Genomic DNA, 15,914 nt, shown 5'->3' with positions numbered 1-15,914 from the left:
CCGATGGCAGCACGCAAAAGTTATCCCTACGTCAACGTAGCGAACGGCTATGCACGCGACGTGGTTCGCGGCACGATCCCCGCCTGCCGCTACGTCATCCAGGCCTGCCAGCGCCACCTTGATGACCTGGCCAAAGAGAAGTCGGCCAAGTTTCGGTTCCGCTTCGACAAAGATAAGGCCGAGCGGGCCGCCAAATTCGTCCAGCTCATGCCCCACACAAAGGGGGAGTGGGCCTTCAAGCGCCAGACCCTGAACCTCGAGCCGTGGCAGATGTTCATCATCTGCTGCGTGTTCGGCTGGGTGCGCAAGGGCAGCGGCCTGCGCCGCTTTCGCGAGGTCTACAACGAGATCCCGCGTAAAAACGGCAAGTCGGCTCTCTCTGCGCCGGTCGGTCTCTACTGCTTCGCGGCAGACAACGAATTCGGCGCCGAGGTCTACTCCGGCGCCACCACAGAAAAACAGGCGTGGGAGGTGTTTCGCCCCGCCCGTCTGATGGCCAAGCGCACCCAGGCGCTGCTCGATCACTTCGGTATCGAGGTCAACGCCAGCAACCTGAATATCCCGTCTGACGGCGCCCGCTTCGAACCGCTGATCGGCAACCCGGGTGATGGTCAGTCGCCATCCTGCGCCATCGTGGACGAATACCACGAACACGATACGGATGACCTCTACACCACCATGATCACCGGTATGGGCGCCCGCCTCCAACCGCTGATGTGGGCCATCACCACGGCCGGCTACAACATCGACGGCCCCTGCTACGACAAGCGGCGGGAAGTGATCGAGATGCTGGCCGGCACGGTGCCGGATGATGAGCTGTTCGGCATCATCTACACCATTGATGAGGGGGATGACTGGACGGATCCCAAGGTGCTGGCCAAGGCCAACCCCAACATGGGCGTCTCCGTCTACGCCGAATACCTGCTGGCACAACAGGCCAAGGCCATCAAGTCGGCCCGCTTTGCCAACATCTTCAAGACCAAGCATCTCAACGTCTGGGTGTCGGCCAAAACCGCCTACTACAACATGGAGGCATGGAAGGCCTGTGAAGATCGCAGTCTGACGCTGGAGCAGTTCGAGGGGCAGGAGCTGATCCTCTCGTTCGACCTTGCCCGCAAGCTCGACATGAACTCCATGGCCAGACTGTTCTGGCGAGATATTGACGGCAAGCGCCACTACTACTCGATAGCCCCAGAGTTCTGGGTGCCGGAAGATACGGCCTTCAACACAGACAACCGGCGACTGGCAGAGCGTTACCAGAAGTGGATGAATCTGGGCGAGCTCAGCACCACAGAGGGTGCCGAGATCGACTATCGCGAAATCCTGGCCGTAGCCAAAGAGGCAGCCGCCAGTGGCAACGTGCTGGAAGTCCCGCTCGACCCGGCAGGCGCAACCGCGCTGGCTCACGATCTGGCAGATGAGGGATTGACCCCCATCTCCATCACCCAGAACTACACCAACATGTCAGATCCGATGCGAGAGCTGGAGGCCGCCATTCAGTCCGGCCGTTTCCATCACGATGGCAACAGCCTGATGACCTGGTGTATCGGCAACGTGATCGGCAAGAACCTGCCCGGTAACGATGATGTGGTGCGACCTGTCAAAGAATCTGCCGATCAGAAAATTGACGGCGCTGTCGCGCTCATGATGGCCATCGGCCGCGCCATGGTCGCGGGCCGCGGCAATACCAACTCCATTTACGCAACTTCGGACGTCCTATGCTGATGAACATCATCGCCTTTCTGGTGGGCCTGCTGGGTGCCGCCGCGCTGACCTATGGCGCCTGGCTCTGGTCTGCCCCGCTCGGTTGGGTGGTCGGTGGCCTGTTGGCGCTGGGCTGGTCTGCCTGGTTGAGCCGTGCCATTGCCTGGCACCAGCACAACAAACAGCGAGGGGGTGACTGATGTTCTTCCCATTCCTGTTTGAGCGCAGGGGTGGCAGCGGCAACTTCAGTCAGTGGATCTCGAGCGTAGGGGCGCGGCGCAGCAAGGCGGGCGTCATGGTCACGCCGGAGTCTGCGCTGGCGCAAGGCACGGTCCGCGCCTGCGTCACCCTGCTGGCTGAATCCATCGCCCAGCTACCGTGCGAGCTCTACCAGCGCAGCGACGACAGCCGCACCCGGGCGACCGACCACCCGCTGTATGACATTATCCACGCCTGCCCCAACCAGAAAGACACCAGCTTTGAATTCAACGAGCAGCGCATGGGCCACCTTGGCCTGCGCGGCAACAGCTACAGCCTGATCGAGCGCAGTGGCGACGGCTACATCACCGAGCTGATCCCGGTCAACCCGGACAAGATGATGGTGCTCAAGGGGCCTGACGGGCTGCCTTACTACCAGTTGCTCGATGGCAGCAACCAAATCCTGCCGATGCGGATGGTGCACCATGTCAAGGCCTTCAGTCTGGATGGTTACCTCGGCGTTTCGCCGATCCAGAGCAACCCGGATGCAATCGGGCTTGCCATGGCAGTGGATGAGCATGCCGGCTCGGTATTTGCCAATGGCACCACTCTGTCAGGTGTTATTGAAGCGCCAGAGAAGCCACTTAAAACCCAAGATCTTCTTGATAATTTCAGAAATAAATTTATCGAGACTTACTCAGGCGCCCGCAACTCCTTCGGCGTGGCCATCCTTCAGGAGGGCATGCAGTACAAGCAGATGGCGATGACCAACGAGCAGAGCCAGCTGCTTGAGTCGCGCAAATATGGCGCCATCGAAATCTGCCGCCTGTACAAGATTCCGCCGCACATGATCGGCGAGCTGGATCGGGCAACCAACAACAACATCGAGCACCAGGGTCTGCAGTTCGTCATCTACACCTTGTTGCCATGGGTCAAGCGCATCGAGGCCGCCATGATGCGCGACCTGCTGCTGCCGAGTGAGCGCAAAGATCTCTATATCGAGTTCAACCTCTCTGGCCTGCTGCGGGCAGACCAGAAATCCCGCTACGAGTCCTACGCCCTCGGCCGCCAGTGGGGCTGGCTCAGCGTCAACGATATCCGCCGGTTGGAAAACCTGCCCCCGATCCAGGGTGGTGATATCTACCTGACCCCGCTCAACATGGTCTCTACCGGCAAGCTGCCGCAAGGCATCAGCCAGGCGACCCAGGAACAATTCAAGGAAATTGAGGCCATTCTATGCCGAAGCTGATGATCAACTACCCGCACCTGGCCAGTCAGGCATTTGGGGTCCCGCTCTACGTCACCCAGGAGGTGCTGGCCGGGGTCAAGAGTCTGCTGATGCCCCGCATGCTGGGCAACCAGATCGAGGTGATGGCCGCAGATGACCTGCCGGATGTGCTGGAGTCCAAGCAGCTCGAGGCCAGCAGCGAATCGCGGTACCGCATTGAAGGGCTGGCGGTGATCCCGCTGCACGGCATCCTGGTGGCCCGGCGCGGTCAGATTGATAACGCCTGCAGCGAACTGACCAGCTACGAGTGGGCGCGGGCGCAGATCGCCACGGCGCTCGCCGATGAGCGGGTCAAGGAGATCGTGCTCGACATCAACTCCGGCGGCGGCCATGCGGTCGGATGTAAGGAGCTGGCCGACTACATCTATGCCAAGCGCACCATCAAGCCGATCACCGCGCTGGTCAACTTCTCTGCCTACTCGGCGGCCTACTTCATCGCCTCCGCCTGCAGCAAGGTGGTGGTCAGTGAAACCGGCGGCTGCGGCTCCATTGGCGTCATCATGGAGCACATGGAGGTGAGCAAGTGGGAGGAGGAGGTGGGGCTCAAGTTCACCACCTTCTACCGCGGTGACCGCAAAAAGGACGGCACCCCCCATGAGCCCCTCAGCGATGGGGCCATGGCGGCGATAAACCACCGCATGGATCAGGCCTACGAGCTGTTTGTCGGCTCGGTGGCCCGTTATCGTGGCCTGTCAGTCGAGCAGGTGAAAGCCACCGAGGCCACCCTCTACAGCGGAGCCGAGGCGGTCAAGAACGGGCTGGCCGACGAACTGGCCAACCCGCAAGACTATCTCAACGGCCTGGCTGCCAACGTGGCCAAGCTGACCAAACCGGCGCAAAGCATCGGCCTGCGGGCCCGCGCTATCGAATTACAGAGTCAGCTCTAGCCCAGCGGCGGAGCCCATTCCAACTAGCCCCGAAAGGGGCTTTTTTTATGCCCAAAGGATACCAATCGATGAAGACTATCGAAGCCCTCCGCCGCGAGCGTGGCGAAATCGCCGCCAAGGTCAAAGCCTTGGCAGAACTGGAAGCCAGCGGCACTGCGCTCACCGATGAGCAACTGCAGCAGTTTGCCGACCTGGAGAGCGAAGCGAACAAGATCAGCGCCGCCATCGCCCGCCAGGAGAGCGCCGAGAGCCTGATGGCGCAGCTGGCTGTACCGGTCAACGCTCACGGCTCCCAGGCGCCTCCAGCTGTTCATGTGAAGCAGGAAGCCAAACAGTACCCTGGCGCCGGTTTTGCCCGTATGGCGATGGCTGTTGCTGCCGGCAAGGGCGACCTGAAGATGGCAGAGCAGTTCGCAGCTAAAGAGATCGGCGATAAGCAGGTGGCCATGGCCATTAGCACCGCTGCCGGCTCAGGCGGGGCCCTGATCCCCGAGACCCTGCACTCCGAAGTGATCGAGCTGCTGCGCCCGCAAACGGTAGTTCGCAAGCTGGGCGCCCGAGTATTGCCGCTGCCAAACGGTAATCTGTCTATGGCCCGTATGACTGGCGGTGCCCAGTCCAGCTACGTTGGTGAAGGTAAGGATGCTCGTGCTACTGGCAGCCAGTTCGGTGATGTGAAACTGTCCGCCAAGACCATGATCACCATGGTACCCCTCAGCAACCAGCTGATCGGGTGTGCTGGTTTCAACGTTGAGCAGCTGGTGTTGGACGATTGCATCTCTGCTATGTCCGTGCGCGAGGATAAGGCCTTCCTGCGCGATGATGGCACCAACGATACTCCAACTGGCTTCAAGCATTTTGCAACTGCAGCAGGCCGGGTTAAGGAGTGGTCAGGTGCTGTCAGTTTGACCACTATCGATGAATACCTTGATGGCCTGATCCTGATGTTGATGGCTTCTGACAGCAAAATGGTCATGCCGGGTTGGGCGCTTAGCCCGCGCACCTGGATGAAGCTGTTCGGCCTGCGTGATGGCAATGGCAACAAGGTCTATCCGGAAATGGAGAAAGGCCTGCTCAAGGGTTATCCCATTGCGCATACCAACACCATTCCGGCCAATCTCGGCACCGGCACCAACGAGTCAGAGATCTATTTCGCTGATTGGCGCGATGTGGTGATCGGTGAGCAGGACAACATGACCATGGACTTCTCCACTGAAGCCACCTATGTGGATACCAACGGAGATCTGGTCAGCGCCTTTGCACGCAACCAGTCGCTGATTCGCCTGGTCGGCAACCACGATGTGGGCTTCCGTCATCCGGAAGGACTGGCGCTGGGCACCAAGGTTACCTGGTAAGGCCGCAGCGGGGCGCCGCACTGGCGCCCTCTCTCATCCCCTTGTAACAAGGAGCCGACATGGCCAAGCAACAGAAAGGTGCTCGCGCAGGGCAGACACCTGCCACTGACGCCGATCACGAGCAACATGGCAGCGAACTGCCGCAGGAGCCGACTAGCAATGCGACTGACACCCCCCAACCTGATGCCGATGCAGGTACCGGGCAAGATCCCCACGCCGGAACTGGCGAAGGCGATGAATCAGATTCTGACCACCACGCAGCAGGTCAAGCGCCAGGCGATGCAGCCGGAGCTGGCGCCGCGCCGCTGACCGGTGATCAGTCCGCTGGCGCCACTGACGCCAATTGCGGGCAGCAGAGCGGCGATGATCCCGCACCTACCCATGATGAGCGGGTGCTAGTGCGTTTCACCGGCCCCTGGAAGAACTACAGCCGTGGTGACATCACCCGACTGTCACCAGCCGAAGCCGAATTGGTGATCAAGAAAGAGCTGGCGGACGCCGAGCCGGGACAAGCCGAGGAGTAGTTATGCCGTGGATCACGCTGGGAGAGGTGAAGCACCAGTGCCGCCTCGAGGAGGATGACGCCAGCCAGGATCTGCTGCTTAACCTCTACATCGGGGCCGCCCGCCGGGCTATCGAGCAGCATACCGATCGGGAGCTGCTCGATGCGCTGCAGGCGGAGATGACGGATCGCCAACTGGTGATCAGTGATGACCTCAAGGCCGCTGGTCTGCTGATGGTGGCGAACTGGTTCAACAACCGCGAGGCGGTCTCCGACTTCGAGAAAGTCGAGGTTCCCTTTGCCTTTCGCTACCTGATTGGCCCCTACACCAGGATGCCAATATGAAGATCAGACAGTCATCGGTCGTCAACTCGATGCGCCCGCCCAGTACAGGCGAGCTCAAGCACCGCCTGCAGATCCGGCGCGTTACCGAAGAACCCGCCGAGGATTTTTCCACTAGGCAGGTGTACCACGACCATCTCAACGTCTGGGGCAAGCTGATGCCTGTCACCGGCGGCATCTATCAGGCCGGGGTGCAGATTGACGAGAAGGTGACGCACAAATGCCTGATCCGCTGGCGCCAGCTAACCTGTGACCACCAGATGGTACACAAGGGGGCCGTCTATCGGGTCAAGCGCTGCGAGCCGCTCAACGGAGAAACCGTCTGGGCGCTGGTCGAACTGGAGCAGCTTGACCTGCTGGCATAACACGAGGTCGCCATGTCGTTTGAGAACTCCAATTCAGGCATCTACCTCCACGTTGATTTCCCGGACACGCAGGAGATCCGCTTCAACAAGGCCCGCGTCAGGCGGGCATTTGTCGATATCGGCCGCACCCTGCTGCGCGATAACCGGCGAGCAGTGGCGCGGCGGGCCATATCAGGAGCCGGGCAGGCCCCTGGCTACCAGTCCGGCGATCTGGCCAAATCGATCGGCTACTTCGTGCCGCGAGCGACCGCCAACCGCCCGGGCTTTATGGTCAAGGTCAGCCACAACAAGGGCGAAGGGGCATCGAAAGATATCCCGAGCGACGGCTTTTACCCGGCATACCTCTTTTACGGGGTCAGGCGTGGCGCCAAACGGGTCAAGAGTCACCGCAAGGGGGCCAGCGGCGGCTCGCCGTGGCGTATCGCCCCCCGCCAGAACTACTTTTCCAAAACCCTCAAATACCGCAGCTACGAAATCCAGCGAACCTTGTTCACTGCGCTGAGGGCATCGGTCAGGCCGGAGAAACCGACATGAAGATAAGCCCGCTGATTGCGGCCATTCGCCAGCGCTGCCCCATGTTTGGCGGCAGGGTGGCCGGTGCGTCCGAGTTCAAGCCGCTGGCCGAGAACAGCAAGCTGGCCCTGCCAGCCGCCTACGTCATACCACTCGATGACAATGCAGAAGAGAATCGCAGCCAGACCGACTACTGGCAGAAGATCACCGACGCCTTCGCCGTGGTGGTGGTGGTTAACAACACCCAGGACGCCCGCGGGCAAGCCTCGGTTGATGTGATAGAGGAGGCGCGAGAGGCGCTCTGGAAGGCCCTGCTAGACTGGTCGCCGGACGAGAAGAAGTACGACGGCATTACCTATCAGGGCGGCAACCTGCTCGATATGAATCGGGCACACCTCTACTACCAGTTTGAATTCTCGGCCGAGTTCGAGATCGGCCCGGAAGATACCCGCCAATGGACAGATCTGGAGGCACTCCCCGAGTTTGAGGGGCTATGTGGTCACGGTGACCAGTGGGGTATCGACTATATCAGCCCGGGGCTGGGCCCGGATGTGGTGCCGCCAGAGTGGCGCATCATCGAGCATCAGTTCAACTTCCCGGTCAACACCGTATTCGTCAGCGATTACAGCAACATGCTCAAGCTGGCTCACGCCATGAATGACGCCAGCCCGCTCGGATTCGCCCCAACCCCACAGGAATAACCATGTTCGTCAAACCCAATGACGGTCGATCGGTCCCCGATCCTGACCGCGGCGACCTGCTGCCCGCTGAAGGGCGCGAGGTGATCGCCAATCAGTATTGGTATCGCCGCCAGCTTGATGGCGATGTCGTCATCGAACCTCCGGTTGAAAAAGAGCCGGAAGCCGAGCAAGAGCCCGCAGACGAGGCGACGCCTCAGGTCACTGCCAGCAAGAAGGGAGCAAAATAATGACCGTCAGCTTCAACAATATTCCCGCCGATCTGCGGGTTCCGCTGTTCTATGCGGAGATGGACAACTCGGCGGCCAATAGCGCCAGCGAAACCCTGCGGGCGCTGGTGCTGGGCCATGGCCTGGCTTCTGTCACCACCGGCAAGAACCAGTTGCAGCAGATCACCAACCCCGCCCTGGCGGCAGGTCTGGTCGGTGCCGGCAGCCAGCTGGCCGCAATGGTGGCTGCCTATCGCAATGTCGATTCGTTCGGCGAGCTGTGGCTGATCGACGTGCCTGAGCCCAGCGCAGGGGCTGCTGCGACCGCCACCATCACGGTGACCGGTACCGCCATCTCTGCCGGAGTGGTCACGCTCTACATCGCAGGCAAGCGTGTGCAGGCTGGGGTGTCTGCCACCGCGTCCGCTACTGCGGTGGCATCCAACATCAAGGCTGCCATTGATGCCGATACCAGCCTGCCGGTGACTGCCACCGTCTCGGCTGGCGTGGTGACCCTCACCGCGAAATGGAAGGGGCTGACCGGCAACGACATCAACCTGGCTCTCAACTACCGTGGTGTGATGGGTGGCGAATCCCTGCCCAACGGCATCAACGTGGCCCTGACGGCCATGAGCAACGGCGCTGGCTCGCCGGATCTGACCGCTGCCATTGCGGCCATGGGTGATGAGCCGTTCGACTTTATCGCCACTCCCTGGCATGACAGCGGATCGCTGGATGTGCTGGAGGCGGAGATGAACGACGCCACCGGCCGCTGGTCGTGGTTGCGCCAAATCTACGGCCATCTCTACAGCGCTAAACGCGGCACTCTCTCTGAACTCTCCACCTTCGGTAAGGCCCGCAACGGCCAGCACGTCACCACTATCGGCGTCGAGCCGCTGACGGCAGCGTCGCCGTACGAAGTGGCTGCTGCCAGCTGTGCCCGCAATGCGGTATTTATCCGCGTCGACCCGGCTCGGCCGACCCAGACCGGCGAGCTCAATGGTCTGCTGCCGGCTCCGACCGGCAAGCGCTTCACCATTTCCGAACGGCAGGTGCTGCTGACCAGTGGCATCGCCACCCAGACAGCCAGTTCTGGCGTGATGATGGTCGAACGTGCGATCACCATGTACCAGCGCAACAAGTACGGTGCTGCCGACAACTCCTATCTCGATAGCGAGACCCTGCACACCTCCGCCTATGTGATCCGCCGGTTGCGCACCTTGGTGACCAGCAAGTATGGCCGCCACAAGCTGGCCAACGACGGTACCCGCTTTGGTGAGGGGCAGGCCATCGTCACCCCGGCGGTGATCAAAGGCGAGCTCAACGGCGAATACCGCGTCATGGAGCGACTCGGCATCGTCGAAAACAGCGAGCTGTTCGCCCAGTACCTGATCGTGGAACGAGATGGCGATTCCGGTCGGGTCAACGTGCTGTTCCCGCCGGACTACGTCAACGGTCTGCGCGTCTTTGCGCTGCTCAACCAGTTCCGTCTGCAATATCAGGAGGCTGCATAAATGGCCCGCATCGCAGGTACTACCTACATCAAGGTTGACGGCGAACAGCTGTCGCTGATCGGGGGGATGGAAGTCCCCCTCAACCTCAAGGTCAAGGAGACCATCACCGATCTCGGCGGCGGCAATGACTACAAAGAGACGCACCGCGCCCCATACATGAAGGGGACGTTCAAGGTGCCCAAGGGTTTCCCGCTGAAGAAGATCATCGAGGGTGACAGCATGACCATCACCTCCGAGCTGGCAAATGGCTGGGTCCATGTGCTTAAAAATGCCTGGCTCGAGGGGGAGGCCAACTACAACCCAGAAGATGGCACCGTCGATCTGCAATTCAACGCCGAAGAGGGCTTCTTTCAATGAACCATAAAATCATCACGCTATCTGCCCCTATTCAGGCGCACGGCGAGCCGGTCGCCAAGCTGGAGCTTAAAAAGCCGACTGGTGAGCAGGTTTGCCGCCTTGGCCTGCCCTACACCATGACCCCCGAAGGGGAGGTCAGCATCAACATGAAAAAGGTGAAGGGCTATCTGATCGAGCTGTGCGCTATCCCGGCCAGCGCCGTGGAGCAGATTGAGCCGGCCGACCTCAACAATGCCGCCTGGGACGTCGCCGGTTTTTTCCTGAAGGGGTAACCGAGCGCGACATTCTTGACCGCTACTTTGACATGGCGAGGTGGTGGAAGGCTGGTGACCCCATCGCCTTCCTTCACCATGACTTTGACGCCCTGGCTTTGATGGAGCGCCAGTGTGAGCGGCTGATGAAGGCCGAAAATGGGTGATTTATGGCCAATGAATTTCAACTCAAAGCCCTGATCACCGGTGTAGACAAACTGTCTCCGGCACTCAAGGGTATCCGCAAAAACATCAAAAGCTGGCAGCGCGACCTCAAAAGCGCCGGTGAAGGGGCGCCAGCCATCGGTGCTGGTCTGGCTGCCGCCGTGGGCGGCAGCCTGGCCGCCTTTGCCCAGTCAGAGAATGCGGCCACCGGCCTCAAAGTCGCGATGATGGATGCTAGTGGCTCGGTCGGCCCCGAATTCAAGAAAATGAATGATCTTGCTGTGGGGCTCGGCAACAAGCTGCCGGGCACTACGGCCGACTTTCAGGACATGATGACCATGCTGCAGCGGCAGGGTCTGAGTGCCGAAACCGTACTGGGTGGGGTGGGTGAGGCCACCGCCTATCTGGCCGTGCAGTTGGGCAAGGCTCCAGCCGCCGCCGCCGAGTTCGCCGCCAAGATGCAGGACGCCACTGGCACTGCCTCAAAAGACATGATGAGCCTGTTTGATACCATCCAGAAAGCCTTCTATATGGGGGTGGATGACACCAACATGCTCAGCTTCTTCAGCAAGACCAGCTCGGTGCTGAAGATGATCGACAAGGACGGACTCAAGGCGTCGCAATCTCTGGCGCCGCTGGCGATCATGATGGACCAGATGGGGATGGCAGGTGAGTCGTCCGGCAACGCGATCCGCAAGGTGCTGCAAGCTGGGTTTGACAGCAAGAAAATCAACGCAGCCAACCGCCTGATGAGCCGCAAGGGGATCAAGCTCGATTTCACTGATGGTAAGGGCGAGTTTGGCGGGCTTGATAACCTGTTTTCCCAACTTCACAAGTTGCAATCTCTCACAAGCCAGCAGCGCACCACCATCATCAAGCAGATTTTCGGAGATGACGCGGAAACCCTGCAGGTGGTCAATGCCCTGATCGACAAGGGGCGCTCCGGATATGACGAGATCCAGCAGAAGATGGCGCGACAGGCCAGCCTGCAACAGCGGGTTGGGGCTCAACTCGGTACCCTGAAAAACCTGTGGGATGCCATGACCGGTACCGCAGTGAATGGTCTGGCGGCAATTGGCGGCGCCTTCCAGGGGGAGGCGAAAGACACGGTCACCTGGCTTGGCGATTTAGCCGAGAAATTCAGCGAATTTGCCGCTGCCAACCCAGAGGTTATTCGCGGGGTGGTGGGCATTGCCGCCGGATTCGCGGCTCTGAAGCTGGCGCTTTATGCCGGCGGGGTGGCCATGGCCTTCTTCGGCAATGCCATGACTGCGACCCCTATTGGCTTGATCCTGCGCGGCGTGGCTATGGCGGCCGGCCTGATCATCGCCAACTGGGACACTATTGGCCCTTGGTTCGCCAAGGTCTGGCAGTCAATTACTGTGGTTGCCAGCGCGGCATGGGAATCTCTGAGACAACTGTTTTTCAACTTCCATCCACTCGGTATCGTGATCCAGAACTGGGGCCCCATCAGCAGTTGGCTTGGTGATCTATGGAGTTCTGTGAAAACAGATTTCTCACTTGTATGGGCTTTCTTGAAGAAAGGGGTCCTCGACTTCACCCCGTTGGGACTCATCATTCAGAACTGGGGGGCCATAAGCACGTGGTTCAGCGAACTGTGGGGCTCGGTGACGACCGGTTTTGGCTGGGCGTGGGAGTTTCTGAAGCAGGGGTTCCTCGATTTCCATCCACTCGGGATCATCATCAAAAATTGGGAACCCATAGTGGCCTGGTTCAAGGGGATGTGGGAGCGGATTCAACCCTATCTGCAACCGCTGATGGATGGCATGAGCTGGGTAGGTGACAAGGTAGGCGGGTTCATAGATGGCGTTGGGTCTATCTGGCAGCGCAGCGGGGATGCCCTCGGCGCGATCTGGAGCGATGGCAAGGGAGGGCTCGGCGCGTCATCCCCGTTAGCGGCCGTCTCGCCAGCCGCTGGTGCCAACAGCAACACCGGCGCCCCAGTCTCCGGTGAGATGGTGGTGCGCTTTGAAAACGCCCCGCAAAACCTGCGTGTGGATGAGGGCAAAACCTCACCTGGCTGGTCTATGTCGCCGGATGTCGGTTATTCACGTTATGCAAAATGACCCGCATAAGCGGGTCATGATTGCAGGTTCTTGATGTGCTGGTTACTTGCCAGCGTATTTCAGGGCAAAGCTTTCATCGGTTGAGCAGAGATAAATGATGAACTCAATGAAAGCGGCAATTGCAGGGATGAAGGTCCAGCAGAAAATCAAATAGAGGAACCCCATACCGGTTTTACCGAGGTAAAACTTGTGGGCGCCAAAACCACCGAGGAAGAAGGCAAGCAGAGCCGCAGTGACTCGATTTTTGCTTGATCCTGTAACAGCACCACAGCTCGGGCAAGACACTGCCGTTTTGTGGATTTCCTTACCACAACCACGGCAGAACACCATATCAGACATAGAACCCCCAAAAAGTAAAAAGATTACATTGAGTCTGGGATTGTAGCTCCCCGAAATATCTCAAGCCATAAGTCATGTGAGCGTTCTTGTTGACCGTGATCAACGTTAGGTAATATCACCCTATTAAGCATCCGAAATATCGTATTTTCTGGAAACCATATTCTCTGCAACACACCCGCTTCGGCGGGTTTTTCTTTTTGAGGTGCTATGAGCTGGACAGACCGTTTGCAGCCTGCATCCTTTCGCGGGGTGGCGTTCAAGGTAGACGGTGATGACCTACAGATCGGTCGTCGCACCGTGGTTCATGAGTATCCAGGCCGAGATACCCCCAGCGTCGAGGACATGGGGCGCGAGACCCGGGAATATGCCCTCTCAGCCTACCTGATTGGACCTGACTTTATCGCCGAACGGGATCGGCTTATTGAGGCACTCGAGCAGGTAGGCCCCGGCGAGCTGGTGAGCCCCTGGTACGGGCGGATGAACGTGGTGGTGATGGGCAAACAGCGCATCAGCCACAGCAAGCAAGATGGCGGCATGTGCGTCATCAGCTTCACCTTTGTGGAGTCTGGAGAGGATGAGTGGCCAACGGCCACCCCGCTCGGTTCATCATTGCTCTCAGGCCGCTCGACCAGCTTGCTGGACCGTGCACAGAGTGCCTTTGCCGGAGCCTTCGGCCTTGATGGGCTGCCTGAGTGGATGTCGATGGCGACCATAGAACATGCCTCATCCCTGCTCGGCAGTGTGGCTGACATGCTCAACAGTGCCGACGTCAAGATGTCGAGCGCCCTGCGGCTGATGCAGGGGGATCTGAGCGTGCTGATGCCACCTCCCTCGACCGCTTGGATCTTCTCGCGTCAGCTGGCCTCGGTGCTGGATGCCGGGTCCAGCTCAAGCGGCACCGCCCGCTCGTTGCTGAATCTCGCCAGTCGCAGCGCAGCGGCCTCGCAAACTCAGGCCGCCAGGCCGCTCGGCGTGTGGCCGACCGCCGCACAGGACAAGCAGCAGGCTGACCGGCTGACCAACAGCGTCTCCGAACTGGTCAGGGTAAACCTGATCTCCAGCAGCGCTCAGGCGGTGGCGCGGATGCCGCCTCCGAGCGAGCCAGCTATCACTCCGGCCAGAGCTCCGGCGCTCGACGCCGTTGAGGTGGCGCGGCAACCGATGCAAAACACTGGTGCTGCCACTACTGGTAACAGCACTGGCCAGAGCCAGATTGCTGACAGCAGCGCATCCCTTTCGACCAGCCCTACTCATGATGAACTGGAGGAAGCTCGCCAGACCATCATTGCTGCGATCGACAAGGAGAGCGAGCGCACTACCGACGATGGTGTCTATCAAGCGCTGCGGGATCTACGCCGCGAGCTGGTCAGTACGCTGCGCCAGCAGCAACAGCATGCCTCAAAGCTGGTGACGCGCACCCCGAGCGATACCATGCCGGCACTGGTGCTGGCTGCAGAGTGGTATGACGATGCCGGGCGGGCGGATGAGCTGATCGCCAAGAACAACCTCTCTCACCCGGGCTTTGTGCCCCCCGACCCCCTGCGGACCCTGGCATCATGAGCGACGAGTATCACCTGCGGATCAATGGCAATGCCTGGTATGGCTGGACAGCCATGCGGATCAGTGCAGGCATCGACCGGCTGGCTCGCGATTTCGAGGTGCAAGTCACCAGGCGGGCCAGCGAAAAGGGCGAGCTGCTTGAAGCGGTATCCACCGGGATTAAGCAGGGCGACAGGGTGGAGGTGCTGATAGGCCGCGATCTGGTGCTCACCGGCTACGTCGATGCGAAGCCAGTCAGTTATGACGCCCGTAGCATCACCCGCTCCATTCGTGGGCGCTCCCGCACCGGCGACCTGATCGACAGCGCCGCCACAGTGCGCCAATTCAGGGGGCAGACCCCGCAGCAAATTGCTGCTGCGCTCTGCCAGCCGTTCGGGGTATCGGTGTTCGGCGCGGCCGGACAATCCCCCATCTCTGATTTCTCGGTGGACTGGGGGGAGGCGGTGGCCGAGGCCATCGACAGAATGATGCAGCAGCAACGCCTGCTGGCCTATGACGATGCCAACGGCGATCTGCACTTCGGGGCGGTCGGTGCCCTGCGAGCCACCACGCCGCTGGTCTACGGCAAAAACATCCTCAGCTGCAGCGCCCCGCAAGATCAGAGCGATTGCCACTCCGAATACAGGGTTGCAGGGCAGCGAGCAGGCACCGATGACGATTTCGGGGAATCCAGCTCGACCAGGGTCAGTCACAAGGTCGGCGGAAAGGTCGGTCGCTATCGCCCGCTGCTGATCAAGCAGACCGGTCAGGCCAGCGTTGCCAGCTGCCGCGCCATGTGCGAATTCGAGGCCCGCCGCCGCGAGGCCAAGGCGCGAGAGGCGACCTATACGGTGCCTGGCTGGCGACAGGAATCAGGCGAGCTGTGGCTGCCAAACATGGTTGTTCCTGTGTTTGACCCCCACAACGACTTTGCCGGTGACGAGCTGGTGATCGCCGAGGTGGAGTACAGCCGCACCGATAGCGGCACTATCGCGACCCTGCGCGTCGGCCCTGCTGATGCTTATTTGCCTGACGTGCCGGATCCCAAGCCCGCCCGCAAGAACAAGGATGAGGACATTTTCTGATGCGTGAACTGAAAAGCGCCATCCGCAACCTGCTATCCCGCGGTGTGATCAGGCTGGTCAACTCGGCTGCAAAGTGCCAACTGGTGCAGATCGAGATGCTGGGCGGTGAGCTGAAAGACGATGTCGAGCATCTCGAGCCGTATGGTTACACCTCCTGCCCCCATGACGGGGCCGAACATGTCGCCGTCTTCCCGGATGGCGACAAGTCCCACGGCGTGGTGCTGGTCGTGGCCGATCGGCGCTACCGGCTAAAGGGGCTCAAAAAAGGGGAGGTGGCGCTCTACACCGATGAGGGTGATCGCATTGTGCTGCGCAGGGGGCGCCGCGTCGAAGTGAAAACCCTGACCCTTGAGGTTGAGGCCAAGACCAAGGCTCGCTTCGATACCCCGCTGCTGGAGTGTACCGGCGAGATCAGCGACAAGACCGGCACCATGCAGAAGATGCGCGACCAATTCAACGACCACGAACACCCCGGCGGCACCCCGACCGGTAAGCCGAAAACCCGGATGGAGTAAC

20 protein-coding genes are annotated in these 15,914 nt (G+C 60.3%); 19 read left to right on the top strand and 1 reads right to left on the bottom strand.

What is annotated here, in order from left to right; genetic code table 11:
• The first annotated feature begins 3 nt into the window (after positions 1-3).
• From ACB031_RS13725 to ACB031_RS13650, 16 genes are all read left to right on the top strand, one after another.
• On the top strand, positions 4-1,725 hold the full coding sequence (locus tag ACB031_RS13725; protein WP_371139774.1) for a terminase large subunit: 1,722 nt from the start codon (positions 4-6) through the stop codon (positions 1,723-1,725).
• Entirely contained in the window at positions 1,719-1,904 is a 186-nt protein-coding gene (locus ACB031_RS13720; RefSeq protein ID WP_367581761.1) for a hypothetical protein, read from the top strand. Before ACB031_RS13725 ends, ACB031_RS13720 begins: the two co-directional genes overlap by 7 nt.
• The gene (locus tag ACB031_RS13715; RefSeq protein ID WP_371139773.1) at positions 1,904-3,151 is read left to right on the top strand and encodes a phage portal protein; all 1,248 of its coding nucleotides are present in this window, start codon (positions 1,904-1,906) and stop codon (positions 3,149-3,151) included. The genes ACB031_RS13720 and ACB031_RS13715 overlap by 1 nt, the downstream gene beginning before the upstream one ends.
• A complete protein-coding gene (locus ACB031_RS13710; protein ID WP_371139772.1) occupies positions 3,139-4,077 on the top strand; it encodes a S49 family peptidase in 939 nt (312 codons plus the stop codon). Before ACB031_RS13715 ends, ACB031_RS13710 begins: the two co-directional genes overlap by 13 nt.
• Before the next feature lie 68 nt (positions 4,078-4,145).
• Positions 4,146-5,432, top strand: a complete 1,287-nt coding sequence (locus tag ACB031_RS13705; protein WP_371139771.1) for a phage major capsid protein — start codon at positions 4,146-4,148, stop codon at positions 5,430-5,432.
• A gap of 159 nt (positions 5,433-5,591) precedes the next feature.
• A complete protein-coding gene (locus ACB031_RS13700; protein WP_371139770.1) occupies positions 5,592-5,741 on the top strand; it encodes a hypothetical protein in 150 nt (49 codons plus the stop codon).
• An 83-nt stretch (positions 5,742-5,824) separates the two neighbouring features.
• Positions 5,825-5,956: a hypothetical protein gene (locus ACB031_RS13695; protein WP_371139769.1), complete on the top strand. Its 132-nt coding sequence runs from the start codon at positions 5,825-5,827 to the stop codon at positions 5,954-5,956.
• Positions 5,957-5,958: 2 nt separating this feature from the next.
• Complete coding sequence (locus tag ACB031_RS13690; RefSeq protein ID WP_371139768.1) at positions 5,959-6,279, top strand: head-tail connector protein; 321 nt, start codon at positions 5,959-5,961, stop codon at positions 6,277-6,279.
• Complete coding sequence (locus ACB031_RS13685) at positions 6,276-6,641, top strand: head-tail adaptor protein (RefSeq protein ID WP_371139767.1); 366 nt, start codon at positions 6,276-6,278, stop codon at positions 6,639-6,641. The genes ACB031_RS13690 and ACB031_RS13685 overlap by 4 nt, the downstream gene beginning before the upstream one ends.
• A gap of 12 nt (positions 6,642-6,653) precedes the next feature.
• Positions 6,654-7,175, top strand: a complete 522-nt coding sequence (locus ACB031_RS13680; RefSeq protein WP_317676500.1) for a hypothetical protein — start codon at positions 6,654-6,656, stop codon at positions 7,173-7,175.
• Positions 7,172-7,855, top strand: coding sequence for a hypothetical protein (locus ACB031_RS13675; protein ID WP_076362403.1), 684 nt, complete (start codon positions 7,172-7,174; stop codon positions 7,853-7,855). The genes ACB031_RS13680 and ACB031_RS13675 overlap by 4 nt, the downstream gene beginning before the upstream one ends.
• 2 nt (positions 7,856-7,857) lie before the next feature.
• Positions 7,858-8,082, top strand: a complete 225-nt coding sequence (locus tag ACB031_RS13670; protein WP_337076696.1) for a DUF2635 domain-containing protein — start codon at positions 7,858-7,860, stop codon at positions 8,080-8,082.
• A complete protein-coding gene (locus ACB031_RS13665; protein WP_371139766.1) occupies positions 8,082-9,575 on the top strand; it encodes a phage tail sheath subtilisin-like domain-containing protein in 1,494 nt (497 codons plus the stop codon). The genes ACB031_RS13670 and ACB031_RS13665 overlap by 1 nt, the downstream gene beginning before the upstream one ends.
• Complete coding sequence (locus ACB031_RS13660) at positions 9,576-9,932, top strand: phage tail tube protein (protein WP_371139765.1); 357 nt, start codon at positions 9,576-9,578, stop codon at positions 9,930-9,932.
• Complete coding sequence (locus tag ACB031_RS13655) at positions 9,929-10,204, top strand: phage tail assembly protein (RefSeq protein WP_317676494.1); 276 nt, start codon at positions 9,929-9,931, stop codon at positions 10,202-10,204. Before ACB031_RS13660 ends, ACB031_RS13655 begins: the two co-directional genes overlap by 4 nt.
• A 149-nt stretch (positions 10,205-10,353) precedes the next feature.
• A complete protein-coding gene (locus tag ACB031_RS13650; protein ID WP_337076699.1) occupies positions 10,354-12,435 on the top strand; it encodes a phage tail tape measure protein in 2,082 nt (693 codons plus the stop codon).
• Positions 12,436-12,477: 42 nt separating this feature from the next.
• On the opposite strand, the gene ACB031_RS13645 is transcribed toward ACB031_RS13650, so the two are convergent.
• Entirely contained in the window at positions 12,478-12,774 is a 297-nt protein-coding gene (locus ACB031_RS13645; protein ID WP_337076700.1) for a TM2 domain-containing protein, read from the bottom strand.
• A gap of 207 nt (positions 12,775-12,981) precedes the next feature.
• On the opposite strand from ACB031_RS13645, the gene ACB031_RS13640 reads away from it, so the two are divergent.
• From ACB031_RS13640 to ACB031_RS13630, 3 genes are read left to right on the top strand one after another with little or no spacing between them, the layout of a single operon-like run.
• Positions 12,982-14,334, top strand: a complete 1,353-nt coding sequence (locus tag ACB031_RS13640) for a DNA circularization N-terminal domain-containing protein (protein ID WP_337076701.1) — start codon at positions 12,982-12,984, stop codon at positions 14,332-14,334.
• Positions 14,331-15,398 (top strand): phage baseplate assembly protein, encoded by a 1,068-nt coding sequence (locus ACB031_RS13635; RefSeq protein WP_371139764.1) that lies wholly within the window; start codon positions 14,331-14,333, stop codon positions 15,396-15,398. The genes ACB031_RS13640 and ACB031_RS13635 overlap by 4 nt, the downstream gene beginning before the upstream one ends.
• A complete protein-coding gene (locus tag ACB031_RS13630; protein ID WP_211067186.1) occupies positions 15,398-15,913 on the top strand; it encodes a phage baseplate assembly protein V in 516 nt (171 codons plus the stop codon). Before ACB031_RS13635 ends, ACB031_RS13630 begins: the two co-directional genes overlap by 1 nt.
• Position 15,914: the final 1 nt, after the last annotated feature.

It is taken from the genome of Aeromonas sp. S8(2024), assembly GCF_041403085.1.
Taxonomy (GTDB): Bacteria; Pseudomonadota; Gammaproteobacteria; order Enterobacterales; family Aeromonadaceae; genus Aeromonas; species Aeromonas dhakensis.
Note: the sequence above shows the minus strand (reverse complement) of the source record. Positions and strands in the feature narration are given on the sequence as shown.